Origin of the sequence: Rhodococcus sp. H-CA8f (assembly GCF_002501585.1) — a bacterium.
Taxonomy (GTDB): Bacteria; Actinomycetota; Actinomycetes; order Mycobacteriales; family Mycobacteriaceae; genus Rhodococcus_F; species Rhodococcus_F erythropolis.
Map to the genome: position 1 here is coordinate 1060078 of NZ_CP023720.1, position 21255 is coordinate 1081332.

Here is a 21255-nt window from a genome sequence, read left to right on the forward strand (position 1 = left end):
TTCGCAACATTGCAGGATCGTTATTGCATAAATAGGCAATTGCGAGGGCCTATCCCGAGGTGAATGAGCTGCGTAGCGTGCAAATAGATACCGAAGCACGTGAGAAGAGGATCGATGAAGACGCATCTCGTACGCACCCACCGCTCTGCCGAAGAGTTCCCCAAGGAAGACCACCTCGCGTGGAAGATCGCGGAAGTTGCGACGGATTCCGTCGAGGTCACCGACGCCACGTCCGACATGATCGTCAACCGGATCATCGACAACGCGGCAGTTGCCGCAGCTTCCCTGGTGCGCCGCCCCGTAGTGAATGCGCGTGCACAGGCGCAGTCTCATCCGTACACGCCCGGGTCCACCGTCTTCGGTATCTCGGGTGCTTTCTCGCCCGAGTGGGCCGCCTGGGCCAACGGCGTCGCGGTTCGTGAACTCGACTTCCACGACACGTTCCTCGCCGCCGAGTACTCGCACCCCGGTGACAACATCCCGCCGATCCTCGCCGTCGCTCAGCACACCGGCCGTGACGGTAAGGACCTGATTCGTGGTCTCGCAACCGGCTACGAGATTCAGATCGACCTGGTTCGGGCTATCTGTCTGCACGAGCACAAGATCGACCACGTCGCACACCTCGGCCCCTCGGCTGCGGCAGGTATCGGAACCTTGCTCGGCCTGGGCACCGAGACGGTCTACCAGGCAATCGGTCAGGCGCTGCATCTCACGACGGCGACACGTCAGTCCCGCAAGGGCGAGATCTCCAGCTGGAAGGCCTACGCGCCTGCGCTGGCCGGCAAGGTTGCCGTCGAGGCAGTCGACCGTGCGATGCGCGGTGAAGGTGCGCCGTCACCGATCTGGGAAGGCGAAGACGGCGTCATCGCCTGGCTGCTCGGTGGCCCGGACAAGGAGTACCACGTTCCGCTTCCAGGTTCTGGTGAGGCGAAGCGCGCCATCCTCGACTCGTACACCAAGGAACACTCCGCGGAGTACCAGAGCCAGGCACCGATCGACCTCGCACGCCGGATGCGTGCCCGCGTAGGTGATCTCGATCAGATCGCCTCGATCGTCCTGCACACCAGCCACCACACCCACGTCGTCATCGGCACCGGATCCGGCGATCCGCAGAAGTTCGACCCCACCGCATCACGCGAAACTCTCGACCACTCGGTGATGTACATCTTTGCCGTTGCGCTGCAGGACGGTACGTGGCACCACGAGCATTCCTACGCGCCCGAGCGTGCACAGCGCCCCGACACGATCGAGCTGTGGAACAAGATCTCCACGCGCGAAGATCCCGAATGGACACGCCGTTACCACTCGACGGATCCGGACGAGAAGGCTTTCGGTGCTCGCGCCGAGATCACCTTGAAGAGCGGCGAGGTCATCGTCGACGAGCTTGCGGTGGCTGATGCGCACCCGCTCGGCGCACGTCCGTTCGCTCGCGATCAGTACGTCGCGAAGTTCCGCACCCTCGCCGAGGGCGTCATCGAGCCGAGCGAACAGGACCGCTTCCTCGACGCGGCACAGCGCACCGCCGAATTGAAGGCAGGCGAACTCGATCAGCTGACCTTCACCGTTTCCGAAGACGTTCTCGCTCGGGCTCCCAAGGTCGCCAAGGGACTTTTCTGATGTCCGGCCTCATCGCAGCAGCGACGTCTGCAGCCGACAAACGCATCGGTTTCCGTGCCGGGCTGACGTCCGGAAAGATTCAACGACTCCCCGGTGCGATCAATCCGTTGACAGCCAAGCTCATTCAGGAAATCGGGTTCGAAGGCGTCTACGTTTCGGGTGGTGCGTATTCGGCCGGATTGGCGCTTCCCGACATCGGGCTGACCACGTTGACCGAGGTCGCCGCCCACAGCAAGCAGATCGCGCGGGTCACCGACCTCCCGACGCTGATCGATGCCGACACCGGTTTCGGTGAACCCATGAGTGCTGCCCGCACGGTCACGATCTTCGAGGACGACGGTATAGCCGGTCTGCACCTCGAGGATCAGATCAACCCCAAGCGCTGTGGGCACCTCGACGGCAAAGCGATCGTGCCTACCGAAGACATGGTTCGCCGAGTTCGTGCTGCAGTCTCGGCACGTCGTGACCCGAACTTCGTCATCTGCGCGCGCACCGATGCTGCCGGAATCGACGGTATCGACGCAGCGATCGAGCGAGCAAAGGCCTACGCGGATGCCGGTGCCGATCTGATCTTCACCGAAGCTCTTGCCACCGAAGCAGACTTCGAGAAGTTCCGCGCAGCAGTCGACACTCCGTTGCTCGCCAACATGACCGAGTTCGGGAAGTCGAATCTCATCTCGGCGAAGACATTGGAAGAGATCGGTTTCAACGCCGTCATCTACCCCGTGACCACCCTTCGTCTGGCGATGTTCGCTATCGAAAAGGGTCTGCGCGAGATTTTTGCGGAGGGCACGCAAGAAGGACTGCTCGGCGAGATGCAGCAGCGCAGCAGGTTGTACGAGATTCTTGAGTACGAGCGTTACAACGAATTCGACAGTGGCATTTTCAATTTCAGCGTGGAGGGGAGTAGGACATGACCGAACAGATTCCGACGATCTACAAGGGCTTGGCCGGGGTTGTCGTCGACACGACGGCTATCTCCAAGGTAGTGCCCGAGACGAATTCGTTGACGTATCGCGGTTACGCAGTGCAGGACCTCGCCGCGAATTGTAGCTTCGAAGAAGTTGCGCACCTGCTGTGGTACGGCGAACTGCCGACACCCGAGCAGCTCGAATTGCTCTGTCTGCGTGAGCGTGCGGCTCGCCGTGCCGATCGATCACTGCTCTCGCTCCTGACCAAGATGCCGGACAACTGCCACCCCATGGATGTGGTCCGTACGGCGATCAGCTACCTCGGCGCCGAGGATCCGGCGGAGGACGACAACTCCGAGAAGGCCAATCTGGCCAAGGCACTGCGGATGACGGCTGTGCTTCCGACCATCGTCGCAGCCGATTTCCGCCGCCGGCGTGGTCAGGATCCCATCGCGCCGCAGTCGGACCTGGGTTTCGCCGAAAACTTCTTGAACATGTGCTTCGGTGCTGTTCCGGAGCCGGCGATCGTAAAGGCCTTCGAGGTCTCGCTGATCCTGTATGCGGAGCACTCCTTCAACGCCTCGACGTTTGCCGCTCGTGTTGTGACGTCCACACTTTCGGACATCTACAGCGCAGTGACGGCTGCGATCGGCACGCTCAAGGGCCCGCTGCACGGCGGTGCAAACGAAGCTGTCATGCACGACATGCTCGAGATCGACGACCCAGACCGCGCGGAAGCCTGGATGTCGGAGAAGTTGGCCGCCAAGGAGAAGGTCATGGGCTTCGGACACCGTGTCTACAAGAACGGTGATTCGCGTGTTCCGACCATGAAGCAGGCGCTCCTCGACGTAGCGGCAGCGACGGACGGCGAGAAGTGGGTGCAGATGTACGAGATCCTCGAGAAGACGATGGTCAGTGCCACCGGAATCAAGCCGAATCTCGATTTCCCCACGGGCCCTGCGTATTTCCTTATGGGCTTCGACGTCGAGATGTTCACGCCGATCTTCGTGATGAGCCGCATCACCGGATGGACGGCGCACATCATCGAGCAGGGGCAGTCGAATGCACTGATCAGGCCGCTGAGTCAGTACTCCGGTGTGCCGCAACGGACCGTTGTGGCATAACGCTTTCAACAATCGTGGCATGACACCCCACTAATGCTGCGTCGGCGAGGTTCGGTTCTGGCATCACCGTCTCCTGGCCTCGTCGACGCTTCTCCGTTCGCACTATCTGCAACTTCGCACCGAATATTCGCAAAGATACTCGAGTGCAATGTGTTTCGTTTGTTCCTTGCCGGTAATAGCGTCAGTGTCATGACTGAAACGCACGAAGACATCTCGATCATTCGTCATGGCGACACGCTTGACGTCGTGTTCAACCGGCCGGAAAAACACAACGCATTGACTCCTCAGATGTACGACGCCATGGCCGGAGCCTGCCGAAGCGCCGACTTCGACCGCGAGATCCGGTTACTCACTCTCCGAGGTGCTGGGGGAGAGGCGTTCTCGGCGGGTTCCGACATATGCCATTTTCAGACCTTCTCGAGTTTTCACGACGGGCTCGACTACGAAAGTCGGTTCGTCGGCGTGCTGACCGAACTCGAGAAAGTGCGGGTTCCCACGCTGGCGGTCATCGACGGTGTGTGCGCGGGAGCCGGGCTGTTGTTAGCGGCAGCGTGCGATGTGCGGATCGCGACGCACGGGTCCCGCTTCTGCCTCCCGATCGCGCGCACGCTCGGAAACTCGTTGTCGGTCCATTCCGTGGCGTTGCTGGCGGACAGGATCGGCAGTTCGCGTCTGATGTCGTTGGTCGCTCGGGCGGGGGTCATGTCGAGCGACGAGGCTCTGCGGAACGGCTTCCTCAGCGACTGTGCAACAGAGACAGAGTTCGCGAGCCTGACTGCCCAGGTATCGCGGGAACTCCTTGCGGCTGCCCCGATGACCGTGTGGACGATTCGAGAGTCCCTGCGCCGCATCAGGACCCGATCGATCACCGACAACGATGATCTGATGCGCATGATCTACAGCAGTGACGACTTCAAAGCCGGTGTCGACGGTTTCCTTCGCGGCGAGCGACCGGTTTGGGCCGGCGCGTAGCTCGGCTGTAGAACCAAAGGCTTGCGTTGGAGCGCGCTCTAACCCCTAGCGTTGCCCACCATGACAACAAAAACCTGGATCATCACTGGAGTTTCTCAGGGTTTCGGCCGCGAGCTTGCAGTGTTCGCACTTCGAACCGGGGACGCGGTAGTCGCGGCAGTTCGTAGGCCCGAGTCCGTTGCAGATATCGCGTCGGAGCATCCGGATCGGTTCTCGGCGGTGACGTTCGACGTCCGCGACACCGCGGCGGCACCCAGCGTCGTCGAACATTCGCTCGAGCATTTCGGTCGTGTCGACGTGCTGGTCAACAATGCCGGTCGCGGGATGGTCGGCGCGGCGGAGATGGTGGACGATTCGACGTTGCGGGATCTCATGGAACTGCACCTGATCGGACCCGCCGCGTTGGTGCGCGCCGTCCTCCCTTCGATGCGAGCGCAGGGCAGTGGAACGATCGTGCAGATGAGCAGTCAAGGCGGCCGCATGTCGTTTCCCGGCGTCGGGGCGTATTCGGCGTCCAAATTCGCGATTGAAGGCTGGTCGGAGGCCCTTGCCGGTGAGGTCGGGCAGTTCGGCATCCGGGTCATGATCGTCGAGCCCAGCCGATTCCGTACAGCATTCAACACACCTGGCGTTCTGAGCTTCGCCGAATCATCCTCGGACTACCGTGATTTGCTCGATCCTGTTCTGCGGGACATGGCGGCGGCAGACGGTGTTCAGGAGGGTGATCCGGAGAAGGCAGCAGAGATCATCACCTCGCTGGTGCACAGCGAGAATGTGCCACTGCGTCTGCCGCTGGGAAAGGAAGCCGTGGAGCGGATATCCACGTCGTATCGGAAGAATCTCGCCGAGGTATCCGTCTGGGCCGACCTCGCTCGCAGCGCCGATTTCGCGGATGCTGCCGGACCTGTCCGCCCGTTCTAGGCTGGGAGTCATGGCTACCGAAGACTTGATGCGTAAGGCGCTCGAGGCACTTGGGGAAGTGGACGGGCCCATGTCGATCGAGGTCATTCACCGGCTCGTCGATGCAGGGGACGTCGAAGATCCGATGTCGATCGCCGAAGTGTCAGACCTGCTGGATGTTTCGGCACATACCCTGCGCTACTACGAGAAGATCGGCTTGGTTGCGGTGGATCGTGATTCGAGCGGACATCGTGTGTACGGGCCGGAATCTATTCGCAGGCTGGTGTTTCTGACCCGCATGCGTATCTCAGGCATGGCGATTCGCGACCTGCAGCACTACGTTGAACTGGTCGACGCCGGTGAAGGGACAGTTCCGGAGAGGCTCGACATGCTGCTCGAGCACCGGGACACCGTTCGTCGGCAGATCAAGGAGCTCACATTGTCTTTGGCTGCGACGGAGTACAAGATTGCGACGTACGGCGGGCGGACCGGAGAGTAGGAGTGATCCGTTCAGTGGATGTGAGTGGCTGTTTTCGTGACTCGCCCTCTTCTGATTCCGATCGAGACGAACGCGCCAATCAGGGAGACGATGGCGCCCACCCACATCGTCGTCTGCAGCCCATACATGAATGCAGTCTCGGTCGCTGATCGCAGTGTGAGGGAAAGAGCCGGGTCAGTTTCTGTCACGACTGGTGTGGTGCCCTGGGCGACGGCACGAACCGCATCTTCCGAGACTCGATCGACTATGAAGTCGGGAATGACGTTGCCCAGTAGTGTTTCGTGGAACTTTGCTGCGGATGCCGCCGCCATCACGGCTCCGAGCACTGAAGTTCCGAGGATACCGCCAACTTGAAGTGAGGTCTGATGGACGCCCGCAGCAGGTCCGGCGTCTGCGACGTTCGCATTCCCTAGGATCGCTTGGACTGACGCAGTCATCACAAACCCGATTCCCAGGCCCAGTACCACAAACGGAATGGCCAGAGAAAGGTAGCTTCCGTGTGGTTCGATGGTGGTGAACAGTAGGAATCCCACTGCGCTGAGCAACATTCCCACAAACAAGGGCGGACGTGCGCCGTACCGTTTGATGATCCAACCGCAACTGCTCGAAGCGACTACATTCGCGATACTCATCGGGAGGATGTGGAGTCCGGCAGCCATGGGGGAGTCACCGTTGATCTGTTGCAAGAACAAGAGAATGAAGAACAGTGAGCCGACAAGCGCAAAGAAGGAGATGATTGTCAGGATGACTCCGAGTGTGATTGACCGGTCAGCGAATAGCCGAAGCGGCACCAAAGGATCCGATGCGCGCCGCTCCGCTTCTACGAAGGCCAAACCAGTGACGGTTCCACCGACCAGCCAGCCGATGACATGCCAATCAGTCCAACCACTTTCGGGGGCTTTGATAAGTCCGTAGGTTATGGCGAGGAGTGAACTCGTCAGCAAGATCGAACCCAGGACGTCGAACTTTACAGTCCGTACGACCCGGCCCTTGGGGAGCAGAAACAATCCTGTAGCGAGGGAAATCGCCGCAACGGGGACGTTGATCAGGAAGGCCCATCGCCAGCTGGTGTGCTCGATCAGCAATCCGCCGATCAGGGGGCCGGCGGCGGATGAAGCGCCGATCAGCGATGCGAAGACCGCAAGCGCCTTCGGAAGTGTTGCCTCGGAGAAGAGGGACCGAAGCAATGCCAGAGCATTGGTGACGATCAGTGCGCCGAAAATTCCCTGGCCGAGTCTCGAGAAGATCACCATTTCTACACTGTGCGCCAGGGCAATTCCCGCTGATGCCAACCCGAAACCGACGATCCCTGAAAGGAACACAGATCGTCGTCCGAAGCGATCGCCCAACCTTCCCGCGAGAACGAGCGTTGCCGCCATCGCGAGCAGATAGATGTTGGTAATCCATTGCAAACCAGAGAGACTCGCGCCTAGATCGACGACAAGAACCGGATTGGCCACTGCCGTTATCGTGCCGTCGAGCGAAACGATGAGAACGCCGAGTGCGATCGCAGTCATGGCGACCCAGGGATTGGAGTCTCGAGGTGGATCGGTGACTGGGAGTGCGTGGATATCAGTACTGCCAGTAGATGTCACTGAGGTCTACTACTTTCTGATCGATCGGAGTTCTTCAGAGGTTGATCATGTGGCCGGCGAGGCCGTGGATCGCTTCCTGCAGTGCCTCACTGAGTGTGGGGTGGGTGTGGACGTTGCGTGCCAACTCGTTGACCGTGAGGTCCCACTTCTGGGCCAAGGTCAGCTCGGGCAGCAGTTCCGAAACGTCCGGTCCGATGAGGTGCCCGCCGAGCAGTTCGCCGTACTTCTTGTCGGCGATCAGCTTGACGAAACCGGTCGGGTCACCGAGACCGTGTGCCTTGGCGTTGGCGGCGAACGGGAAGTTCGCGACCTTGACGTCGTAGCCCTCGGCTTTGGCCTGCTCCTCGGTCAAACCGAACGAGGCGACCTGCGGCTGGCAGAACGTCGCACGCGGCATCATCCGGTAGTCACCGAGTGTCTGCGTCTCCGCGCCGCCGATGGTCTCGGCAGCGACGACAGCCTGAGCTTCTGCGACGTGCGCGAGCTGCAGCTTGGCGGTGACGTCACCGATGGCGAAGATGTGCGGGACGTTGGTGCGCATGTAGTCGTCGATCGCGATGGCGCCGCGATCGGTCAACGCGACCCCGGTGTTCTCGAGACCGAAGCCCTCCACGCGCGGTGCGAAGCCGACGGACTGCAGAACCTTGTCGACGACCACGGTCTCGATCTCGCTGGACTTGTTGTCCTTGATCGAGACGGTGACCTTGCTGCCGTCGTCGCTGATGGACTGCACAGCGGCACCGGTCTTGATGGTGACGCCGAGCTTCTTGTACTGCTTGGCGATTTCCTTCGAGACGTCGGCGTCCTCGTTGGGCAGTGCCCGATCGAGGAACTCGACGATCGTGACGTCGACGCCGTAGTTCTTGAGGACGTAACCGAACTCCATGCCGATCGCGCCGGCACCGACGATCAGGATCGAACCCGGAAGGTCACGGGTGAGGATCTGCTCTTCGTAGGTCACGACGTTCTCGCTCAGCGAGGTGCCGGGCAGCAGCTTGGTGTACGAACCGGTCGCGATGATCGCGTTGTCGAACGTGATCGTCTCGGTGCCACCCTTGCTGAGCTCCACGCTGATGGTGTTGGCGTCGACGAACGTGCCCTTGCCGTCGTACTCCGGGATCTTGTTCTTCTTCATCAAGAAGTGAATGCCCTTGACTCGCCCGTCCGCGACCTTGCGGCTGCGATCGAAAGCGGAGCCGAAATCGAAGGACACGTCTCCGGACATGCCGAACGTCTTCGCTTCTTTCGTGAAGATGTGCGCGAGTTCGGCGTTACGGAGAAGCGCCTTGGACGGAATGCAGCCGACATTCAGGCATACACCGCCCCAGTACTTCTGCTCGATGATGGCGGTGCTCAGGCCCAGTTGTGCCGCGCGGATAGCAGCGACGTACCCACCGGGGCCGGCTCCGAGGACAACGACGTCATAGTGTGAGGTCACGATAATTCTCAGATAGTCGATTCAGATCAGGTCAGTGCTTCCACAGACTGGGGCTTTCGGCCATGCGGCATGAGGAGAGTCGCGGCGAGTCCGGCTACCGCCAGACCTGCTGCAACGAAATAGACTGTCGTGTAGCCAATTCCAGCGTAAATAGGCGTTCCGTCAGCAACCGTTGCAATGTTCAGGGCGAGGATGGCAAAACCAATCTGTACAGCAACAGCACTGCCGACGGATCCCACCACGTTGACCGTTGAGGCAGTGACGGCCTGCAGTCGAACCGGCGCGGCGGCGATCACCAGATTGGGTATTGCCGCACTGATCAGACCGGCGCCGAATGCGTATATCAAGTATCCCAACAGTATCGGCCAGAATTCCTTGTGGGAGAAGGCGAGTGACACGGAGCCGATCGCCATCAAGGCGAAGCCGATCCAGTTCGGCAGGCGTGCGCCCCGACGTTCTGCGATTATGCCGACAAGCAACCCCATTGCGACGGTGGCCACGCCGGCCGGTGTGGTCAACCGCGCCATGTAGCTTGCGCTTTCCCCCAACCCGTAGGTAACGCCGAGGGCGATAGGTGTCTGAACGATGAAAGACAACAGGACGAATTGGAGAACGATGACGGCCTGGCCGGTAAATTGCGCGACCAGTGTCGTCACGACAGCGCGACCGCGCAGCACCGCAATGTCAATCAGTGGGTTCTCGATTCGCTTTTCGTATCGAGCCCATCCGATGAAAATTGCCACCGCGGCGATGGCGCAGAGAAGTGTCTTCCACGACGTCCAGCCCCACGTTCCGCCTTCGCCGATGCAGTACAGGAGGAGTGCGATCGAGAGCCCGAGCATGATCCCACCAACCCAGTCGATGGACGTTTTCACTCGGATCGGGGACTCGGGAACAACGAGCATTACCAAGGCGCCCAGGAGCACAGGGAAGAGCGCCAATGCGAAGAACACTCCGCGGAAGCCGAAATTATCGATCAAAACTCCGGCAATGACAGGACCGGTGATCGTGGTGACACCAATTCCAGCGGTTGTCATGCTGACCGCCATCGCCAGCATGCGCTTCGGGAAGATGTCGCGCATCAGCGAGTAGGTTATCGGCACGATTGCAAGACCGAGTCCTTCAACGGTACGACCGACTAGTACTACGGAAAAGGTCGGCGCGATTGCGACGATCAGCGAGCCTGTTGCCATGCAGGCGGTTGCGATCAGAAGCCATTTCTTCTTGCCGTCTCGATCTGCGAGCTTGCCGATCAACGGTGCGCTGATAGCGCCGGAGAGTGTGAACAGTGTTGACACCCAAGCGATGTTCGAGGTCTCGAATGAACCGGCCATGCTGGGGAGTGCAGGCGTCACCAGATTGAACGCGTATGCGACTTCTTCGGACAGAAGGCAGAGGATCAGGAGGATTCCGACCCAGCCGGCGGTTGATCGATTTCCCACGCCTTCTATCGCGAGAGTGGGGTTTTCGGAAGAAGACTCCGATGGAGTCGAGGAAGGATTATCCGTGGATGGAGCGGTCATCGTGGCTCCTGCATCTTTCTGACGGGAAGACGGGGCAGTGAGCGGGACAGTCGGCGCGGCGAGTGTGCAGACCCACTGAAGCATTTTGTGATGTGAGGCACAGTAAAATGGATCGATTGATTCTGTCAAGTGATCCACTAAATTTTTCCCGAGAAAATTGCAAAAGCGCGCACGGAGACGGCGCGTTCTGTGGGTGGTGGATCCGCAACCCTACCTGGGAAGATCCATCCACAAAGCTAGGTCCGGGTTGGATCCATGAGTGACTCGAGCCCGCCTGCGACAAAATCCGCCAGTGTGTCGAATCGACCGTTGGATAGCGCGCGAGATCCCTCGATGCTTGCGTCCGACCATCGTGCCGCCATCACGATCAGCGTGTTCACGGTGAGTGACCAGTTCAGTTCGATCGCGGTGTCGTCGGCTGAGGGGTAGGCGCGTTCGAGTAGTTTGCGCAGCAGCTCTGCTGTGTCGTCCTTGACGGGGAAGAGTCGAGGATCGTTGGCGAGGCTGAGTTGGCCACAAATAGTCAGCCATCGAACACCTTTGTCAGGTTCCTGATCGAGGAACTGGCGATACGGCAGTGCCAGGAGATCGACGATCTGCCTCGCTGTCGGAACGGTGTCGGAATCGACCATGTTCTTGGCCAGGCGATGAATGTGCGCGAGCACTTCGGCGCCGGAGTCGAGGAGGACGGCGTCGAGGATCGCGTCCTTGGATCCGAAATGATAGTGCGCGGACGCTGCTCCCAATCCGGCTTCGGCATTGATCGCTCGAATCGAGACGGCCTCGACTCCCTCTGCTGCGAACAGCTTTGCCGCTGAGTCGATCAGAGCACGGCGAGTTGCTGCGCCGTCGCGTGGACTGGATCGTGGCATTTCCGCAACCTTTCGGTTTGTTGACCCCATCATATCGCGATGCCGCGGCCTGATTTCCGGCCTGCTGACCCGGTGATGTCTGAGTAGACCTCAGCCGATTTAGAGAATGCACTTGATTGAATCACTTGATCCACATATGGTGATGTGACAGCAGCCACACGAATGGCAATCGATGCCGGGTTGTCAAAGGCGCGAACCTCGTACTTGCATGTCGGACTGTCAGAAGGAGATCGGAATGGCCACGCACACAAGCGAACAGCTGACCGAAGTAGTGGAACCGGAGTCACTCGACCCACGGTTGGCGATCGACATTTTCACCGTCATGGCCCGTGCGCGTGCGATCGAGGACGCGGTGCAGATTCACATCCGGGACCACGGATTTGCCGGATTTTGGCATCCGGGCAAAGGGCAGGAAGGTGCTGTCGCTGGAGCGGTGGCAGCGATGCGAGACGACGACTATCTGTTCTATCAGGGAAGAGGAGCCACATGGCCGCTTGCCAAAGGGATGGCGATGGGGCCGATCATCGGTGACCTGCTTGGAAAAGTGACAGGTTCTACCGGCGGAAAAGGCGCCGGGGTTCCTCACTGGGCAGATCCGGCGCTCGGAATCATGGGGGAGGGGGCGACGCTCGGATCGGTGTATCCGGTGGCAGCAGGCGCGGCGTTGTCGGCGCAAATGAGAGGCACGGGGCAAGTTGCGCTGGCTGACTTCGGCGACGGAACGGCGGCACGTGGCACCTTCCATGAAACTCTGCTCGAGGCATCGCGGTGGAAACTACCTTTGGTCTACTTCTGCGAGAACAACGGAATCTCGGTAACCACCTCTTTTGAGTCTGTAAGTCCGACAAGCACTATCGCCGAACGGGCGTCTGCATACGGGATTCCGGGAGTTCGCGTCGACGGTCACGACGCCGTCGCTGTCTACCATGCGACACAGACCGCGATCGATCGAGCGCGCGATGGTCATGGGCCGTCGTTGATCGAGGCAGTCGTCACCCGGGTCGGCGGACACTGGGAAGGCGACGCGCAGAAGTATCGCCCGGAAGATTTCTTGTCGACGTACCGAGATCCGTTGGATATCATGCGTTCTCGACTCGATGCTTCACTGGCCGACCAGATCGTCGCCGCAGCACGTGCGGAAGTTGCCGATGCTCTCGTCGCGGCAGAAGCCGCTCCTTTGCCTGACCCCTCCGTTATCCTGAAGGACGTTTTTGCATGACTATCACTGACGACACGCCTGTCAACCGCACGGCTCCGGAAACCACGGTGCAAAGCTACGAGGCCGCACAGGGTGCGGCGATTGCCGAGGAGATGCGCCGGGATCCCTCGGTGTTTCTCATGGGCCAGGACATTGCGTCAGGCGGGTTCTTCGGCGGAACCCGGGGCCTGGTAGAGGAATTCGGACTCGAGAGGATCCGAAACACCGGAATTACCGAAGCATTCATGGTGGGTGCGGCCGCCGGTGCCGCCATGACCGGAATGCGTCCGATCGTACAGCTGGGGTTTGCAGACTTCAGTTTGATCGCCGGGGACGAGATCTTTCAGAAACTGGGTAAGTGGCGCCATATGCACGGTGGTCAATTCGAACTTCCCGCTGTGATCATAATGCCGATCGGGCCGAGCGGTGGTGCAGGACCCGAACATTCGGGTTCGATGGAGATGCTACCGATGCATTTTCCTGGACTCAAAGCAGTTGTCCCGTCCAATCCTGCCAACGCGAAAGCCCTACTCAAGGCCGCAATCCGGGACCCAAATCCTGTTCTGTACTACCCGAGCAAGCAGCTCAACTTCAAACGGGGTGAGGTATTCACCGATCCCGAGTACGTAATGCCCTTGGGTAAAGCATCGATTCCACGGCGTGGCGACACAGTGACTGTCATCAGCTATGGATGTATGGTGCCTCGCTCGCTTGAAGCAGCTGTCGTGCTGGCTGCGGAGGGTATCGAGCTCGAAGTTGTCGACCTGCAAACGCTGGTTCCGCTGGACCACGACACGATCATCGCGTCGGTGATGCGGACCGGGCGGGCGATGATCGTTCACGAGGCGCCGAGAACCGCTGGTCCTGGCGCCGAGATCGCTGCGCTCATCCAGGAGCGTTGCTTCTACTGGCTCCACGCTCCGATCGCGCGTCTCGGTTCTGTGGATGCGCCGATTCCGGCGAGTCGGTTCCTCGAAGATCATTGCTTCCCAAGTGTTTCCGACATCATCGAGACAGCCCGTCACCTGGTTCGCGACTAATTACTCGACTACGAGGACATTCACCATGCTCACACTATTCGACGTCCACATGCCCCACATGGGGTCGGTGGAATTCGCGTTGCTCACCGAATGGCTGCTAAAGCCTGGGGACAGGGTCGCCGAGGGCGATCCGCTTTGTGAGGTGTCGACCGACAAGGTCGACACCGAAGTTGACTCGCCAACTTCGGGAATCCTCATCAGTTACGTTGCCGCAGTGGATCAGGAGGTTCCTGTCGGGGACGTCATTGCTCGATTTGCCTCACTCGATTCCGACCCGGTAGCCGTCGCGCAAGCCATTGCCGGTGAAGATGCAGCCGGTGAAGATGTCGCGCCGGAGGCGCCGACATCGGATCCGATCGCAGCTCCGTCCCCGATTTCCCCGGATCGGGCTCTCGCGAGCGAGGCCGCGGCAGTCGTCGCCGAGGGTTCTCGCCCACCCAACGATTCACTGGTGTTGGCTGCGTCGTGGTTCTCTCCGGTCAATCGTCCGCCCGAAGGAAGTCGACGCCTCCGCCTCGATTCGGGCTCGACTGATATGTCGCTGGAGAGCAAGAGCGAATTCTTGCCGGGAGCCAGGGATCGAGTACCGGAAGATGCTGACACCGTGGCGATTCCAGCCGGATACGAGGCTGTGACCTACACGGCTATCGAACACACTCGCCTGCGTAGGGCAATCGCCAAGAATCTGACAGAATCGTGGAATACGGCTCCTCAATTGACGGCGCAGGTTGATGTCGATTTCACTGCGGTCTCAGTAGCCCGAGCGAAGATCAACCGTGAGAGATCAGCTCGAGGTGAAGGGAAACTCAGTTTCCTTCCCTTTGTCGGTCACGCACTGTGCCGGGCGCTCGCAGACCACCCGGATGCCAATGCCACGTTCACGGACAAGCACCTCGTGCGATGGAACACTGTCAACCTGGGAATTGCCGTGGACACTCCGGACGGACTGATCGTCCCCGTCATACGTGATGCGCAGAATCTCGAACTGGAGGCACTGTCGGACGCAATAGTCGCGACCAGTAGTGCGATACTCTCGGGTTCCGCGCAGCCGGAGGATCTTTCGGGCGGAACAATTACGATCAGCAACTCGGGAAGTGTCGGCGGCGTGGTCTCGACTCCGATCCTGACTCGTCCGCAAGTTGCCTCGATCGGTCTACCAGCCATCGTGCGTACCCCCGTCGCGCGAAAGAGCGTCGACGGTGAATCCGAACTCCTCACCATCAGGCCCATTGCACGACTCGGATTGACCTTCGACCACAGGGCATTCGACGGCGCCGAAGCCTTGCGCACGCTGATGTCCGTACAGAAGTATCTCGAACAATGGCCGACAAAATCGTAGGCACTTCTCGACGTGAGGACATCAGATGAGGGCAGCAGTGCTTCGAGGCGGAGACGTCATACTTGCCGACATTCCGGAGCCGTCACCGGGACCGAATCAGCTTCTGGTGGAGCCGATAGCCACCGGGATCTGCGGCAGTGATCTTTCGGCCTGGCAGCACACCGATGATTTCCTGGCTGCGCATCGTGAGGCGGACGTGCCGGGAGCGCTGTTCGATCCGGCGCACGATGTTGTATTCGGACACGAGTTCACTGCAACGGTGACCGAGTTGGGAACCGGAGTGGTCGATTACGCAGTCGGTGACCGTCTGGTGGTTCTGCCGTGGGTCGTTGACGACGATGGATTGACTCATACAGTCGGATACTGCAATTCGAAGCCCGGAGGGCTGGCTGAAAGGGTTGTTATCCAGGCTGGAGGGCACCTGCACATCCCTCCGGACGTGGATCCGGTTACCGCTGCAGTGACCGAACCTCTCGCTACTGGTGTTAACGCCGTGCTGCGTTCACGAATCGTTGCCGGCGCCGCCGCAGTGGTGACCGGTTGCGGGCCTGTGGGACTCGGCGCAGTCATCGAGTTGGCAGAACGCGGCATCCACCCCATCGTCGTATCCGACCCTTCGGAACTTCGACGAACTGTGGCTTTGGCGTACGGGGCCGATGTGGCAGTCGATCCGAGGCACTCGGATCCACTGAGCACACTTGCAGGAATGATTCCGGCAGATACCGAAGTATTTGTCTTCGAAGCATCCGGAGCGCGGAATCTACTGGGTTCCTTGATGTCTGTCGTTCCACCGTTCACACGCATTGTGATTGTCGGATCGGCAATGGAGCACGAGTCGATTCGACCCGTAATCGGGATTCTCAAGAATGTGAGTTTGGAATTCGTGGGTGGTCCGGGGCGTGGAGAACATACGTACCAAGCATTTTCCCGAACTTTCGAACATATCGTGGAGCGTCGTTTCGATCCGGGATTCATGGTCACGGGCTTTGCCGGGCTGGATGCGGTGAGTGAGGTGTTCTCTGCGCTGCGTCCGGCCGCGGGAGACGAGATAGAACACGTGAAGGTTTTGGTGCGGCCCGACCTGCCCGCCGGTGCGGGTGTGGTGCGTTGTGTTGTCGATTAACGGCCGTGTTGTCGACTAGCGAAGGTGGACTACCTGATGAGGACGTTGTGATGAACGAGGTGGAATCAATAGCGGTGCGCGAGCAGTTCAACGCCGACTTGGTTCGGTCCAGGTTGGTCGAGATGGGCGAGTTGGCCGCTGGCGACGAATTGGCGGTGCGACTACTTGCCGGCGGTCGTTCGAATTTGACGTTCGAGTTGGCGAGTAGGTCGAGAAGATGGATTCTGCGTCGTCCGCCGATCGGTCACCGTCTGGAGACTGCTCACGACATGAGTCGGGAAGTGACCGTTCAGCGAGCCCTCGCGGAAAGCACTGTCCCGGTTCCGCGGATCGTGTTCTCCGAGGAGCTCGACGCTACATCGGGTGGAAGTTTCTACGTCATGGACAAGATCGAAGGTCAGGTGTTGCGAACCGATGACGACTTCGCTTCCGTGGACCAGAGCAATCGCTCCGAGCTGGCGTTTCGCTACGTCGATTGCCTGGCTGCTCTGCATACGCAAGACTTTCGTAGCCTGGGTTTGTCTGGTTTCGGTAGGCCGGAGGGATACCTCGAGCGGCAGGTAAGGTGCTGGAGTAAGCAGTTGGCGTCGTCGAAGTCCCGCGATCTTCCGATGTTGGAAAAACTAGGGGTAAGGGTCGCGTCGTCGATTCCGAGGCGGTCTGCAACCTCGATCGTCCACGGCGACTTTCGATTCGACAACATGATTGTTCGGTTAGGTGCCCCGTCGGACATCGTCGGAGTGCTGGATTGGGAGATGTCAACACTGGGTGATCCGTTGACAGACTTGGGTTTAGTCCATCTGTTCTGGTCGGGATGGGCAGGTATCGATAATCCGATTGCCGGGACACCCTCTGCGCATGAGGGTTTCCCCTCGTTCGACGACGTTGTCGAAAGATATTCCCTAAGCACTGGGTTCGATATCGATGCGCTGCAGTGGTATTCGGGCTTTGCATTCTACAAGATGGCAGTGATTCTGGAAGGCATCCATCTTCGCTTCGTCAATGGGGAAACAGTCGGCGACGGTTTCGAGGACATCGGCTCGATGGTCGTTCCTTTGGCAGAGCGCGGGCTTTCGACACTTGCGTAGCCGAAAATTGTTGTGAAACAGTGATTTCTGATCTCGGTCGTACTCGGTCGTACTCGGCCGGCGAAGGGTAAAGGTGTGTGACATGGACTTCGAATTCGACGCGAAGACTATTGATTTGAAGGAACGCGCGTCGGCATTCATGGACGAGTTCGTTTTTCCCGCAGAGCATTTCTTCCACGACAACCCGGAAGTAGGGGATCGGCAGTGGGAGCGTCCGGCGGTGATGGCGGAACTGAAGGAACACGCGAAGGCACAAGGGTTGTGGAATTTGTTTCTTCCGCACGATCCGCGTGGTGCGGGACTGTCGAATCTGCAGTACGCACCGTTGGCCGAGGTCACGGGTTGGAGTCCGGAGGTTGCGCCCGAAGCGTTCAACTGCAACCCACCCGATACCGGGAACATGGAGTTGCTGACGCTGTTCGGGACTGACGAGCAGAAACATCGGTGGCTCGATCCGTTGTTGAACGGTGACATCAGGTCGGCGTATTGCATGACGGAGCCGGACGTGTCGTCGTCTGATCCCGCGAACTTGACCTGCTCAATCACTGATGGGGGTGATTGTTGGAGGATCAATGGACGTAAGTGGTGGTCGACCGGCGCGATGAGCAGCGATTGTGTGTTGTTGATCGTGATGGGGGTGTCAGATCCTGATGCGGATCCGCGGTCGCGCCACAGTTTGGTTCTGATTCCGCGTGAGACTCCTGGCGTGCGTATTGTCCGGGGACTGAAGATGTTCGGCTTCACACACGGTGCCCATGGCGGTCACGCGGAGGTGCATTTCGAGGACGTACTTGTTCCCAAGGACCACATGCTCGGCGAGCGTGGTCGGGGGCAGGCGCTGGCGCAGGCCAGGCTCGGTCCAGGGCGGATTCATCACTGCATGCGCATGATCGGGATGGCGGAGCGTGCGATCGAGTTGATGTGTCGTCGGGCGAACGAGCGTGAGGCCTTCGGTAAGTCGTTGGCGGATCAGGGAATTATTCAGCATTGGATCGCGCAGTCCAGGGTAAAGATCGACCAGTTGCGGTTGTTCGTTCTGCGGACTGCCTGGTTGATCGACACAGTTGGGGCGCGTGAGGCGCGCACGGAAATTTCGGCTATCAAGGTTGCTGCCCCAGACGCTGTGGGCTGGGTGATCGACAAGGCAATTCAGGTGCATGGCGCCGGCGGAATGACGCAGGACTATCCGCTGGCGATGTTGTGGGCGCAGGCTCGGACCATGCGCTTCATCGACGGCGCTGACGAGGTTCATCGGATGGTTGTCGCGTCGCGTGAATTGCGGCTTCATCGATAGCAGTCCGGGTTGCACGAATGACGAATCGATTCCGAATGGGGATAACTGGTGGCAATGCGGCTCCCATTCGATATCGGTGAGATTCGACGTCGTCTGATCGACTGCGGCGAGTTGGATCGATACTCGCGATTCAGTGCTAACAAGGTTTCCAGTTCGCCGCCTGGGCAGGCGTACTCCTTGACCAGCGATGAAGGAGCGTGGATCCTGCGCTGTTCGTCGAGCAGTGATGACAGTCTTGGAACACAGGGAATTCGAGCAGAGGCCACTGCGCTGCATATGCTCGAAAAGAGCAGCATTCCAGTACCTCTCCTTGTCTACCGGGACGAAGCCTCTGGATTGGTCGTCTCTCGACGGGTGCATGGGTCATCTCTCCGGACCGATATTCAACTAGCCGACGTCGAGATCGGCGCGAGAAGCCTGGTAGCGAACTCATTTGCCGATACGCTTGCCGGGATTCATTCGCTCGAAGTCGGCCTCGACGGTGTGAGTACCCTCCCCGGGATGTGCGGGGAACTGCACAACTACTTGTCCGAGATCGGGATAAGGCTCGCTCGGCACGAATTGAGTGTGAGGCCGGCGTTGAACGCTCTCCTCGATTCCCTCGCGCGATCGGTGCCGGAACCGCGGAAGCCCTGCTTGCTCCACGGCGAATATCGTCTGGATCGAACGGTTTTCGACCTCGACGACTCCCCACTATTGCGCGCAGTGACAGATTGGCGTCGAGTAGGTTTCGGTGACCCGCTGTTGGACGTCGGTATCGCCTACGTTTTCTGGGCAGGTCTGAGAGGAATTCCCAGCGTTGTATCGGGTTGCCCTTCAGTTCATTTCGGATACCCGGCATTCGAGCAGGTGTTGTCCCGGTATCGAAGGTCAGTTACCTTCCATGTCGATACACGCGTGTTGCCGTGGTTCTACTCGGTGGGGTTTCTCGAGGTTGCTGCACGTGTGCTCGAACTGTGCGATGAGAGAAGCGAATGGCTATCGAGCACAAATAGATTCGGCGATGTGTCGGCCTTGGTAACACCATTGATCACTCGCGCAGTTGCAGCCTTGGAAGGCAGTCACCTTGCCGCATCCTTTGCACTCACGCGAATGGCAGAGACCCGACGAATACTTGGAGGAAAGTCGTGACGCACGACAGTCGAACCACCGGGGAGGGACGTAAGCTGCTCCGTCTCGAGATCCGAAACGCGGAGACGCCCATCGAACGCAAACCCAACTGGATCAAGACCCGCGCAAAGATGGGCCCCGAGTACACGGAGCTCAAGGGCCTGGTCAAGCGTGAAGGTTTGCACACCGTCTGCGAGGAAGCAGGCTGCCCCAACATCTACGAGTGCTGGGAAGACCGCGAAGCCACGTTCCTGATCGGCGGCGAGCAGTGCACACGCCGCTGCGACTTCTGCCAGATCGACACCGGCAAGCCCGAGGCCCTCGACCGCGACGAGCCCCGTCGCGTCGCGGAAAGCGTTCAGGCCATGGGGCTTCGGTACTCCACGATCACCGGCGTCGCCCGCGACGACCTCCCCGACGGAGGCGCCTGGCTTTACGCCGAGACCGTCCGCAAGATCCACGAACTCAACCCGGGCACCGGCGTCGAGAACCTGGTTCCGGACTTCAACGGCAAGCCCGAATTGCTCGACGAGGTCTTCGCCTCACGCCCCGAGGTGCTCGCACACAACCTCGAGACCGTCCCCCGCATCTTCAAGCGGATCCGTCCGGCATTCCGGTACCAGCGCAGCCTCGACGTCATCACCGCAGCACGCGACTACGGACTGGTCACCAAGTCCAACCTGATCCTCGGTATGGGCGAAACCCCTGAAGAGGTCACCGAGGCGATGGCAGATCTCCACGCCGCCGGTTGCGACATCCTCACCATCACCCAGTACCTGCGCCCCTCGCCCCGGCACCACCCCGTCGAGCGGTGGGTCAAGCCCGAGGAGTTCGTCGCACACTCCAAGGCTGCAGAAGAGATGGGCTTCGCCGGCGTCATGGCCGGTCCGTTGGTTCGCTCGTCGTACCGCGCCGGCCGCCTGTATGCGCAGGCCATGGCACAGCACGGCCGTGAACTGCCCGAGGCGCAGCGTCATCTGACCGAGGGCGGAGACGCTGCCCAGGAAGCCAGCTCACTCATGGCGCGCCCCGCCGTCGATATCTAGTGCGCCAACGTCAGTTCGATACAGGAATCGGGCGACTCTCAGGTACGCGAACGGGCATCGCTCATCCGATCCAGCCCGCCTTCCATGGATAGCGCCAACTGCTCGAGTGCCGCGAGAATTTTTCCGCGGTCCCGTCCGAGTTCGGTGAACAATTCACCGTGAGCGGCGAGTTCGCGAGGAAAGACATCATCGACGACAGCGTTTCCCTGGATTGTCATCGTGATCAGTGCAGATCGCCTGTCTTCGGGATTTCTCGTGCGGGAGACAAGGCCTCGCTTCTCCAATCGTGCGAGTGCCTTGCTGACTCCGGCCCGAGACATACCGAGGCGTTCGGCGAGACGAATCGCGGTGACCGGTTCCTCGGCGTATCGAAGCGGCACAAGCAGTTCGACTTCCGACACGGTGAGGTCCGCGGATCGGTACACCGGTTCGACGGCGAGTTCGAGAAGCGCCGTGATCCGCTTGAGTTGCGCGACAACTTCCATGGGCGACGTGTCGAGGTCAGGATTGTTTTCGGCCCAAAGGTTGCACGTACGGGAGCGGAGTGTTGGTTCGTTCACGATTCC

19 protein-coding genes are annotated in these 21255 nt (G+C 59.9%); 13 read left to right on the forward strand and 6 right to left on the reverse strand.

Translation table 11 applies throughout. From position 1 onward, the window contains the following. Positions 1-114 precede the first annotated feature (114 nt). The 6 genes from prpD (at position 115) to CPI83_RS05135 (ending at position 6023) form a co-directional block, all read left to right on the forward strand. Entirely contained in the window at positions 115-1617 is a 1503-nt protein-coding gene (gene prpD / locus CPI83_RS05110; protein ID WP_019745268.1) for a 2-methylcitrate dehydratase PrpD, read from the forward strand. Then, positions 1617-2534 (forward strand): methylisocitrate lyase, encoded by a 918-nt coding sequence (gene prpB / locus CPI83_RS05115; RefSeq protein ID WP_097386885.1) that lies wholly within the window; start codon positions 1617-1619, stop codon positions 2532-2534. Before prpD ends, prpB begins: the two co-directional genes overlap by 1 nt. Further along, a complete protein-coding gene (locus tag CPI83_RS05120) occupies positions 2531-3652 on the forward strand; it encodes a bifunctional 2-methylcitrate synthase/citrate synthase (protein WP_020909098.1) in 1122 nt (373 codons plus the stop codon). Before prpB ends, CPI83_RS05120 begins: the two co-directional genes overlap by 4 nt. Positions 3653-3841: 189 nt before the next feature. Further along, positions 3842-4624: an enoyl-CoA hydratase gene (locus CPI83_RS05125; RefSeq protein WP_097388124.1), complete on the forward strand. Its 783-nt coding sequence runs from the start codon at positions 3842-3844 to the stop codon at positions 4622-4624. 60 nt (positions 4625-4684) lie between these two features. Further along, entirely contained in the window at positions 4685-5545 is an 861-nt protein-coding gene (locus tag CPI83_RS05130) for an SDR family NAD(P)-dependent oxidoreductase (RefSeq protein ID WP_097386886.1), read from the forward strand. Positions 5546-5555: 10 nt separating this feature from the next. Beyond that, positions 5556-6023, forward strand: coding sequence for a MerR family transcriptional regulator (locus CPI83_RS05135; RefSeq protein ID WP_031330817.1), 468 nt, complete (start codon positions 5556-5558; stop codon positions 6021-6023). Between the two features lie 11 nt (positions 6024-6034). Here the strand turns inward: CPI83_RS05135 and CPI83_RS05140 are convergent, their stop codons facing one another. The 4 genes from CPI83_RS05140 to CPI83_RS05155 form a co-directional block, all read right to left on the reverse strand. Next, positions 6035-7540, reverse strand: a complete 1506-nt coding sequence (locus tag CPI83_RS05140) for an MFS transporter (protein WP_097386887.1) — start codon at positions 7538-7540, stop codon at positions 6035-6037. Between the two features lie 112 nt (positions 7541-7652). Continuing rightward, the gene (gene lpdA / locus CPI83_RS05145) at positions 7653-9056 is read right to left on the reverse strand and encodes a dihydrolipoyl dehydrogenase (protein ID WP_097386888.1); all 1404 of its coding nucleotides are present in this window, start codon (positions 9054-9056) and stop codon (positions 7653-7655) included. Between the two features lie 26 nt (positions 9057-9082). Further along, on the reverse strand, positions 9083-10579 hold the full coding sequence (locus CPI83_RS05150; protein WP_232816866.1) for an MFS transporter: 1497 nt from the start codon (positions 10577-10579) through the stop codon (positions 9083-9085). 236 nt (positions 10580-10815) lie between these two features. Next, positions 10816-11451, reverse strand: a complete 636-nt coding sequence (locus tag CPI83_RS05155; RefSeq protein ID WP_037127430.1) for a TetR/AcrR family transcriptional regulator — start codon at positions 11449-11451, stop codon at positions 10816-10818. 235 nt (positions 11452-11686) lie between these two features. Here CPI83_RS05155 and CPI83_RS05160 point away from each other — a divergent pair, with 235 nt between their 5' ends. The 6 genes from CPI83_RS05160 to CPI83_RS05185 all read left to right on the forward strand — a co-directional run bounded on the left by CPI83_RS05160 (position 11687) and on the right by CPI83_RS05185 (position 18533). Next, a complete protein-coding gene (locus tag CPI83_RS05160) occupies positions 11687-12670 on the forward strand; it encodes a thiamine pyrophosphate-dependent dehydrogenase E1 component subunit alpha (protein WP_097388125.1) in 984 nt (327 codons plus the stop codon). After that, a complete protein-coding gene (locus CPI83_RS05165) occupies positions 12667-13689 on the forward strand; it encodes a transketolase C-terminal domain-containing protein (protein WP_097386890.1) in 1023 nt (340 codons plus the stop codon). Before CPI83_RS05160 ends, CPI83_RS05165 begins: the two co-directional genes overlap by 4 nt. Positions 13690-13714: 25 nt before the next feature. Further along, a complete protein-coding gene (locus CPI83_RS05170; RefSeq protein ID WP_097386891.1) occupies positions 13715-15028 on the forward strand; it encodes a dihydrolipoamide acetyltransferase family protein in 1314 nt (437 codons plus the stop codon). A 25-nt stretch (positions 15029-15053) separates the two neighbouring features. Continuing rightward, the gene (locus tag CPI83_RS05175; RefSeq protein WP_097386892.1) at positions 15054-16151 is read left to right on the forward strand and encodes an alcohol dehydrogenase catalytic domain-containing protein; all 1098 of its coding nucleotides are present in this window, start codon (positions 15054-15056) and stop codon (positions 16149-16151) included. A 50-nt stretch (positions 16152-16201) separates the two neighbouring features. After that, a complete protein-coding gene (locus CPI83_RS05180; protein ID WP_097386893.1) occupies positions 16202-17239 on the forward strand; it encodes a phosphotransferase family protein in 1038 nt (345 codons plus the stop codon). A gap of 82 nt (positions 17240-17321) precedes the next feature. Further along, complete coding sequence (locus CPI83_RS05185) at positions 17322-18533, forward strand: acyl-CoA dehydrogenase family protein (protein ID WP_097386894.1); 1212 nt, start codon at positions 17322-17324, stop codon at positions 18531-18533. Between the two features lie 429 nt (positions 18534-18962). Here the strand turns inward: CPI83_RS05185 and CPI83_RS31300 are convergent, their stop codons facing one another. Further along, on the reverse strand, positions 18963-19091 hold the full coding sequence (locus tag CPI83_RS31300) for a hypothetical protein (protein ID WP_257784562.1): 129 nt from the start codon (positions 19089-19091) through the stop codon (positions 18963-18965). A gap of 569 nt (positions 19092-19660) precedes the next feature. On the opposite strand from CPI83_RS31300, the gene lipA reads away from it, so the two are divergent. Continuing rightward, the gene (gene lipA / locus CPI83_RS05195) at positions 19661-20689 is read left to right on the forward strand and encodes a lipoyl synthase (protein ID WP_097386896.1); all 1029 of its coding nucleotides are present in this window, start codon (positions 19661-19663) and stop codon (positions 20687-20689) included. 38 nt (positions 20690-20727) lie between these two features. Here the strand turns inward: lipA and CPI83_RS05200 are convergent, their stop codons facing one another. Further along, positions 20728-21249: a MarR family transcriptional regulator gene (locus CPI83_RS05200; protein ID WP_097386897.1), complete on the reverse strand. Its 522-nt coding sequence runs from the start codon at positions 21247-21249 to the stop codon at positions 20728-20730. Between the last annotated feature and the right edge of the window lie 6 nt (positions 21250-21255).

Coding starts and splice junctions, on each gene's coding strand:
- prpD (WP_019745268.1), top strand. CDS start 115: ATGAAGACGCATCTCGTACGCACCCACCGCTCTGCCGAAGAGTTCCCC.
- prpB (WP_097386885.1), top strand. CDS start 1,617: ATGTCCGGCCTCATCGCAGCAGCGACGTCTGCAGCCGACAAACGCATC.
- CPI83_RS05120 (WP_020909098.1), top strand. CDS start 2,531: ATGACCGAACAGATTCCGACGATCTACAAGGGCTTGGCCGGGGTTGTC.
- CPI83_RS05125 (WP_097388124.1), top strand. CDS start 3,842: ATGACTGAAACGCACGAAGACATCTCGATCATTCGTCATGGCGACACG.
- CPI83_RS05130 (WP_097386886.1), top strand. CDS start 4,685: ATGACAACAAAAACCTGGATCATCACTGGAGTTTCTCAGGGTTTCGGC.
- CPI83_RS05135 (WP_031330817.1), top strand. CDS start 5,556: ATGGCTACCGAAGACTTGATGCGTAAGGCGCTCGAGGCACTTGGGGAA.
- CPI83_RS05140 (WP_097386887.1), bottom strand. CDS start 7,540: ATGACTGCGATCGCACTCGGCGTTCTCATCGTTTCGCTCGACGGCACG.
- CPI83_RS05150 (WP_232816866.1), bottom strand. CDS start 10,579: ATGACCGCTCCATCCACGGATAATCCTTCCTCGACTCCATCGGAGTCT.
- CPI83_RS05155 (WP_037127430.1), bottom strand. CDS start 11,451: ATGCCACGATCCAGTCCACGCGACGGCGCAGCAACTCGCCGTGCTCTG.
- CPI83_RS05160 (WP_097388125.1), top strand. CDS start 11,687: ATGGCCACGCACACAAGCGAACAGCTGACCGAAGTAGTGGAACCGGAG.
- CPI83_RS05165 (WP_097386890.1), top strand. CDS start 12,667: ATGACTATCACTGACGACACGCCTGTCAACCGCACGGCTCCGGAAACC.
- CPI83_RS05170 (WP_097386891.1), top strand. CDS start 13,715: ATGCTCACACTATTCGACGTCCACATGCCCCACATGGGGTCGGTGGAA.
- CPI83_RS05175 (WP_097386892.1), top strand. CDS start 15,054: ATGAGGGCAGCAGTGCTTCGAGGCGGAGACGTCATACTTGCCGACATT.
- CPI83_RS05180 (WP_097386893.1), top strand. CDS start 16,202: ATGAACGAGGTGGAATCAATAGCGGTGCGCGAGCAGTTCAACGCCGAC.
- CPI83_RS05185 (WP_097386894.1), top strand. CDS start 17,322: ATGGACTTCGAATTCGACGCGAAGACTATTGATTTGAAGGAACGCGCG.